The organism is Devosia sp. A369, from assembly GCF_054489345.1.
Genome location: NZ_JBTMWV010000024.1, coordinates 33546 through 41232, shown reverse-complemented (window position 1 = coordinate 41232; position 7687 = coordinate 33546). Strand labels below are relative to the sequence as shown.

Annotated in this window: 6 protein-coding genes; 5 read left to right on the top strand and 1 reads right to left on the bottom strand. The window is 58.7% G+C overall.

Going from position 1 to position 7687, the window contains the following annotated elements; all coding sequences use genetic code 11:
• Positions 1–1527: 1527 nt before the first annotated feature.
• Positions 1528–2580, bottom strand: a complete 1053-nt coding sequence (locus tag ACX3OZ_RS18650; RefSeq protein WP_459105173.1) for an ABC transporter ATP-binding protein — start codon at positions 2578–2580, stop codon at positions 1528–1530.
• A 151-nt stretch (positions 2581–2731) separates the two neighbouring features.
• On the opposite strand from ACX3OZ_RS18650, the gene ACX3OZ_RS18645 reads away from it, so the two are divergent.
• The 5 genes from ACX3OZ_RS18645 to ACX3OZ_RS18625 all read left to right on the top strand — a co-directional run bounded on the left by ACX3OZ_RS18645 (position 2732) and on the right by ACX3OZ_RS18625 (position 7660).
• Positions 2732–3670 carry a dihydrodipicolinate synthase family protein gene (locus tag ACX3OZ_RS18645; protein WP_459105172.1) on the top strand — a complete coding sequence of 313 codons (939 nt, stop codon included), beginning with the start codon at positions 2732–2734 and terminating at the stop codon, positions 3668–3670.
• 12 nt (positions 3671–3682) lie between these two features.
• The gene (locus ACX3OZ_RS18640; RefSeq protein ID WP_459105171.1) at positions 3683–4489 is read left to right on the top strand and encodes an IclR family transcriptional regulator; all 807 of its coding nucleotides are present in this window, start codon (positions 3683–3685) and stop codon (positions 4487–4489) included.
• Between the two features lie 74 nt (positions 4490–4563).
• Entirely contained in the window at positions 4564–5832 is a 1269-nt protein-coding gene (locus tag ACX3OZ_RS18635) for an ABC transporter substrate-binding protein (RefSeq protein ID WP_459105170.1), read from the top strand.
• Positions 5833–5891: 59 nt separating this feature from the next.
• Positions 5892–6800 carry a carbohydrate ABC transporter permease gene (locus tag ACX3OZ_RS18630; protein ID WP_459105169.1) on the top strand — a complete coding sequence of 303 codons (909 nt, stop codon included), beginning with the start codon at positions 5892–5894 and terminating at the stop codon, positions 6798–6800.
• A complete protein-coding gene (locus tag ACX3OZ_RS18625; RefSeq protein WP_459105168.1) occupies positions 6797–7660 on the top strand; it encodes a carbohydrate ABC transporter permease in 864 nt (287 codons plus the stop codon). The genes ACX3OZ_RS18630 and ACX3OZ_RS18625 overlap by 4 nt, the downstream gene beginning before the upstream one ends.
• Positions 7661–7687: the final 27 nt, after the last annotated feature.

Here is a 7687-nt window from a genome sequence, read left to right as displayed (position 1 = left end):
ATCCTCAAGGCAGGCCGGTAGAAAACTCGCCTGGTGACGGTCGGCAGCCTCGACAAAACGTCCCATCTGGCACCTCCGAAGCAGTGCCAGATCATACCATAATCAAGGGTTTTCACACAGCCTCGGGACATAAGCGGACAGGCAAGAAACCACCCCATTTCGGCCACTCATCCTGAAGGCATTTCCACCTCAGTACGGTGTCGTAGGGGCCTGGACGCTGGCACAAGCCGCTGGTACAAACACCCCGTTGCGGGGCAGTCCGAAGCCCCCGGATTCCGGGCATTTCCGGGGTTTCTTGGCAGAGTCCCTTTCTCTCCGCCATTAACCCCTTGTTTTCGTTGCGAAAATTGATCTCCAATAGCATTGAGTCTTAAGTCGCTGAATTCACGTAGCAATTCACGGCGGGAAATGGCGAAACGCTTCGGGAGACTGCCTTGAGGCAAGCCCAAACAGCCCTCAATTATCCCCATTCTCCAACGGCCATTTCCTCGAATAAGTTAGTCCGGAAATCATTCGGGCGGTTTCTTGGCTCAGTGGCTAGCGGTGAGTCCACCAAACCGAAGCACGCTCATTTTCATTCTCCGCCAATAATCTAGCCGAAATTCAGCCGACGTTTCAATGAGTTAGCGGGAGAAGATTTTCGAGAGTTCGAATCCCGTTCGGACCGCCACTAATTCATTGAAACATACGGGAAACTTGGTCTCTAATCACGCTGAGTCCTAAGCCCCTGAAAAGCCGACCCAATCCGTTCCAACCGGAGACGAAAGTCTTCTGGAGAGCGCGGGCCATGGGCGCGAAAAAAGCCTGTGTCTGGACGTATTCTCCAAATGCCTTTTGCGCGAAATAGTTGGTTCTAGGATCGTACAGACGGTTTTCGTATGACTTAGCGACAAGCAGGGAGTCGTCCCTCCCTGATTGACCCCGGGACCATGCCGATGCTTCGGACGCCGTTTGGGGCGTTGCCGACATTTCGGTCAGCCGCGAAAGCGGTATGTAATCTGCGGCCAGCAGCTTCCCGCTGGGCCCAAAGTGGGCATCCCTCCGTCACTCACCGGCGACTGAAATGGGGCCGGTAGCGGAATGGCGGCTTCTGGCGTTCGAAGAACGATAGCGGACGTTCAGCTTGGCGACGCCGAGGGTTCTGAAGCTGGCCCGAATTTATGGACCGGCTGCTGATCGCAAGTGAGTTGGCGCGTGGATAGCGGAATTCGCTGATATGTATCTGGACTGTTTGATCGGCCCGTGGTCGTGGCCTTGATGGGTGCCGCCGTCTTGGTCAACAGCCGACGCCGGGCACACTCATCGGCCGGAAACAGTGGCTTTCACGCGACTGATCTCCTCGATTTCGCGGGGCAGGCCTAATAGAGGTGGTAGCCGGCAAGGACCAGCATATTCGGCCAGCACTTCGACGCGTTCGCCGCTGCCTATACCATAAAGGGATCGGACCGCATCCCAGGGCACGCAAGCGAGGCCACGGCCAGCCAGCGCCGCGTCCAGGGTCGGGCGGAAGGCCAGCCGGCCGGCAGATCAAAGTCGGACACCAGTTTCCGGATCAAACAGATGTACCTTGGCACTTTCAATGGCGATTTTGATCGCATGTCCAGGCGAGACGATAATACGATCTCTAAAAATGCCAGAAAAAACCTGACCCGCAACCTGTCCGAGAATCTGCGTTTCCGCACCGGTTGGTTCGACTGTAGAGACTAGGAGGGAAAGCCCTTCAGCACTTATCGCGACGTGTTCGGGCCGCACGCCCAGAATGACCCGACGTCCGTCGGAATTGGCGGGTATGGTGTCCAGGCGGATCTGTGTACCGTCAGTCGTCACGAATGCGCCACCAACCAGCCGCCCTTCGAGAAAATTCATGGCGGGCGATCCAATAAAGCCAGCTACGAACCTATTGGCCGGCCGATCATAGAGTTCGAGCGGCGTGCCCACCTGCTCGATGATGCCGCTATGCATAACCACAATGCGGTCGGCCATGGTCATGGCCTCGACCTGATCGTGGGTCACGTAGACCGTAGTCGTCTTGAGCCGCTGATGGTTGAGTTTGATCTCGCTGCGCATCTGCACGCGGAGCTTGGCGTCCAGGTTCGAGAGCGGCTCGTCGAACAGGAAGACTGCTGGATTGCGAACGATCGCCCGCCCCATGGCAACGCGCTGTCGCTGGCCGCCTGAAAGCTGGCGTGGCTGACGCTTGAGCAGGGGGGGCAGCCCCAATATCTCGGCGGCATTGGCGACGCGCCTGTCACGCTCCTCCCTGGGCACCCGCTGCAACTTGAGGGAGAAGGCCATGTTCTGCTCCACGGTCATGTGCGGATAGAGCGCATAGTTCTGAAACACCATGGCGATGTCGCGGTCACGGGGCTCCACTTCATTGACGCGTCGGCCGGCAATGGCAATCTCGCCCGAAGAGATGTCCTCAAGACCGGCAATCATGCGCAGCAGAGTAGACTTCCCACAGCCTGACGGCCCCACGAGCACGACGAACTCGCCCGGCTCGATATCCACCGAGACACCATGAAGAATTTCGACATTTCCGTAAGATTTACGAACTTGCTCGATGCTGACAGCACCCATTCCAAAACCCCATTCTTTGCATTTTCCGGCCTTTTCTGCGCCTCTCCAGACGCTGCCCTGAAACTTTTCTTAAAGCCCTCTTGACCGCTGCACAAGTGAAATGTCATGGATATGAAACGAAGTTCATGCATGAGAAGTTTAGGGGTTCGGATTGAGCGGTTTTGAGGCAGGCATGCGGACAGATGTTCCGACGGGTATCGTTCCGATTTTGGTGACCCCGTTCGACGCCGGTAATGACGTCGATGCGGATGAGCTTCGCAGCGAGCTTCGTTTCCTGAGGTCAAAGGGAATCGTCTGGGTTGGTGTGGGTTTCGGCAGCGAGGCGCATCGGCTGACGCCGCGGGAGATCGTCCAAATCATAACGATCTCCAATGAAGAGGGGCTGAAGGTCGTCGGCAATTTCGAAGCCTCCTCGCCCAACGTTCGAAAAGAACTCGAGACCCTGCGGGACGCAGGCGCCAGCGCTGTCATGATGCGTCCGCGTTTCATGCGCGGCACGCCTGCGGAAATCACCGACACGCTGGTTGCGGCCGTGAACAGCTCGCCCGTGCCGGTGGTCTATCAGGATGCACCGCCGATGACGGGCATTGATGTGCCGGCCGACCAACTGGTTGAGTTGGTGCGCCGTTCCAGCCAGGCAGTCTGTCTCAAGATCGAGCCTGAAAACTCTGTCGAGAAGATTGCGGCAGTGGCCGAAAAGCTTGATGGAAATGCGGTGATCCTGGGGGGGAATGGCGGTCGACACTACGTGTCCGAGGCCATTGCGGGAGCGGCCGGCACTATGCCTGGCCCCGCTTTTCCCGAATTCTTCGAGGCATTGCGGTTGTTGGTGGCGAATAATGAACGTGTCGCGGCCCGGCGGCTACACGCGCGTCTGCTGCCGCTGATCTGCGCGACCGTTACCACGGAAGAATTTCTGTTCCAGCAGAAGCACATCCTGGTGCAGCGGGGCGTGCTGAAATCGCGCCGACTGAGAACGCCGCACGCCTCAATCTATGCTGGCTACCAGGAATTGCTGGACACTCTGTGGGATGACCTTGGCGTCGACGACATGCTGGCTGAATGTGCTCAGATCACAGGCAGAAAGTAATCTGGAAGCAACATGACAAAACGTGCAAATGAGACAGGGTTGGACGAGGTAGCAGGGACGGGGGCAATTCCCGTAAAATCTGCCGATCGACTGATGGCGTTGTTTGAATATATTGCGCAAAGCGGCCCTAGTTCGTTCATTTCAATAGCCAAGGATCTCGGCCTGCCCAACTCATCGGCGCACCAGCTGGTGCAGACTGCTGTGGCGCGCCGGTTCGTTGATTATGCGGAAAGCTCCAAGCTCTACCGGCTCGGACCAAGGCTGTGGGAAGTCGCACAGGCCTATAAGCCCGAGTTGGGGCTGGTCGAACTCGCTCAGCCCATCATGGATGCCCTGACAGGCTCGACGCGTGAGACTGTACAACTGGCGCAACTGGACGGACTGCAGAACATCTACCTCGCTATCTCGGAATCGCCGCAGCCTATGAAGCTTGTGTCGCGGGTCGGTTCGGGACTGCCGGCGCATGCAACGGGCGTGGGGAAGGTCCTGCTGGCCTTCCTCCCACCCGACGAACTGGAACGGCGGCTGGAGACGGCAACTTTCGAACGGTTCACGGCCAGCACAATCACGGATCCCGTCGTGCTCAAGTCCGAAATCGAGATGATCCGCGCGCGTGGATACGCGCAGGACATTGAGGAATACGTCATTGGCTGTCGCTGCATCGCCATGCCCATCCGAGGTGCTGGTGGGAACGTCGAGGCGGCCCTGTCGATTTCGATCCCCACGCCCCGCTACAATCCGGACCTGGCTACCAAGATCCACACCGAACTGCGGGACGCAATACGGCTACTGGAGGCCCAGCTGGGTAATACCGGATAGGGCGACGAGATCAAGACATGAATACGCGTTCATGTACTGAAGGCTTCAAAAACAATTACTTAGGAGGAGAAAACATGTTCTTTAAGTCGATGCGAAAGGCAACGGCGCTTCTACTGGCTTCGACGCTGATGACCTCGGCAGGTATCCAGGCAGCTGAACTCCGGGTGGCATGGTGGGGCGGAGACGCCCGCCAGGTGCAGACCAACGCGGCCCTGACCCTGATCTCGGAGGGCAAGCTGGCCGACGTCACCTATATCGGCGAATCCCAGGGCCGCGCGCAGTATCTGGAGCGACTGGCAACCCAACTGGCTGGCGGCAATGCGCCCGACCTCGTTCAGACCGCCGCGCCCGATATCCAGCAATTCCATCAGTTGTTCCTCGATCTCACCCCCTACATCGAATCTGGTGCGCTCGACGTTTCCGGCATCGACAAGGCCATGCTCGATACGCAGGGCATGGTCGATGGCAAGATCGTCGGCATCCCCTTCTCTGTCCAGGCTTACACCGTCCTTGCCAACAAGACCGCCTTTGACACTTACAAGGTCTCGCTACCCACCTCGTGGACCTGGGAAGAGTACGGAAAGGTCGCCCAAGCCATTTCGGACGCAAGCGGCGGCGCGATGAAGGGCTCGGCCGACGAGTCGTCCATCGACTTCGTCTACGAGAGCTGGTTCCAGACGCGGGCCGGCAAGACTATGTGGAACGCCGATGGTACGCGCAACGACGCCGTCGAGGATCTACAGGCCTGGTTCGAATATTGGGCCGCGCTGCGTGAAACGGGCGCTGTGGTTAGCGCCGACGTGCAGGCATCGCGTGTCTGGGGCGACAATACCACGAGCATCGTGGTCACCGGCAAGGGCGCGCTTGAGAGTTTCGTATCCTCCGGTACCGGCAGCTATCAAGGCCTGATGACCGAGCTTGTCGTGCCCCTGCCGCTGCCGAACGACGGTCACGCGAGCAACTCGATCACTGCCGGTACGCTGTTTTCCATCCCTGCTTCCACCCAGCATGCCGATCAGGCCGTGGCGACGCTCAACCTGATGCTCAATGACCCCGAAGCCGCTGCCGTGCTCGGCATGACCCGCGGCTCGCCGGGCACTGCGGCAGCACGTGATGCAGTCGCCGCTACGCTTGATGATGCCGATCCGCTCAAAACGGTCGTTCAGTTCGACAGCGCGGTAGCGGCCGGAGAAACCGGCGCCATTCGCCCTGCGCCGGCCGGCTCCAGCGATGCCAGCAGCCTGTTTACCCGCATCGGACAGCAGGTCGCGTTCGGCCAGTTGAGCCCCGCCGACGGCGCCACGGCATTCTTCGATCAGTTGCCCGGCGTACTCAATCGCTAAGTGATGCAGCCCCCGCTTGGAAACGTTTGGCAGAGCCACAGTCAGAAAAGTCCACTTGTATGACAATGAAGATTAAAATCGGCAGTGCCAACCGCCAGACGGGGGCTGCATTTCTCCTGCTGTCGCCCTGGCTATTGGGCGTGGCAACCCTCACCCTGGGGCCGATGATTGCGAGCGCGTATCTGTCGCTCACCAGCTATCGTCTGCTCGATCCGGGCAAATGGGTCGGCTTCGACAATTATGTGCGGTTGCTCACCGCCGACCCCCGCTATTCGAAAAGCGTTGCGGTTACCGCCTTCTACACTTTCGTGTCCGTGCCGTTGAAGCTGGCTTTCGCACTGGCCGTGGCCATGCTTCTGGCCAAGAATACGCGCGGGGTGGGTTGGCTGCGAGCGGCCTATTATCTGCCTTCGATGCTGGGGGGCAGCGTTGCTATCGCCATCATGTGGCGGCTGATCTTCGGGGCCGATGGGGCGGTCAACCAGGTACTGGGGGTATTTGGGATTCAGGGCGTGAGTTGGCTCACCTCTCCTAATACGTCGATCTGGACGCTAATCGCCCTGGCCGTGTGGCAGTTCGGTTCGCCCATGGTGATTTTCCTTGCTGCGCTCAAGCAGGTGCCAACGTCTCTGTATGAAGCCGCCACGATCGATGGCGCGAGCAAATGGCGATGCTTCTGGAGCATCACCGTTCCCATGATCACGCCGGTCATCTTCTTCAATCTCATCCTGCAGATCATCGGCGCTTTCCAGAATTTCACACCGTCATATGTGGTTTCAGGCGGCACAGGCGGCCCCATCGACTCCACACTGCTCTATTCGCTCTATCTCTACCTCGAGGGCTTCGTCGGCTTCCGCATGGGGTACGCCTCGGCCATGGCCTGGCTTCTGGTCGGCATCCTTGGTGTCGTCACCGGCATGCTGTTTGCCACCTCGCGTTTCTGGGTTTTCTACGGGGACGAGAAATGACTGCATCAATTACTGTTTCCGGCCGGAAACGATCGTCCTGGCCGACCATTGCGCGCCAGATCGCACTTTGGGGCGGGCTCGTCGTCATGCTTTACCCCATTGCATGGATGCTGCTCGCCAGTTTCCGACCGCAGAGCGAGATCCTCTCCAATCCTGCAGGAATGCCCTCGCAGCTTATCCTCGACAACTATGTACGAGGATGGACTGGGACCGGCCGGGCCTTCAGTGACTACTTCATCAACTCGCTGATCGTCTCGCTGGGCGCGGTGCTCGGCAACGTGCTGGCCTGTTCGATGGCCGCATACGTGTTCGCCAGACTGGAATTCCCGTTCAGGCGGACACTGTTCGCGCTGATGCTGATGACCATCATGCTGCCTCACCAGGTGGTGCTGGTGCCCCAATACATGATCTTCCGGCAGTTGGGATGGGTCGACACCTTCTGGCCGCTGATCGTGCCGAAGTTTCTTGCGGTGGATGGCTTCTTCATCTTCCTCATGGTGCAGTTCATCCGCGGCATCCCACGTGAACTGGATGAGGCTGCCCGCATCGATGGCTGCGGCCATGTCGGCGTCTTCTTCCGAATTATCCTGCCGCTGCTATCGCCGGCGCTGGTCACGACCGCCCTGTTCACCTTCATCTGGACCTATGACGACTTCTTCGGTCAGTTGATCTACCTCAACTCGCCCAAGAATCTCACCGTCCAGCTGGGTCTGCGCGTGTTCATGGATGCTTCCAGCGACTCTTCCTACGGTCCATTGCTGGCCATGTCGGTACTCGCGATCATTCCGGTAATAGTCTTTTTCGTGATCTTCCAGCGCCGCTTGGTGGAGGGCATCGCGACATCCGGCATCAAAAGCTAAACAACACGACGAGCAGATCGCCTCTGC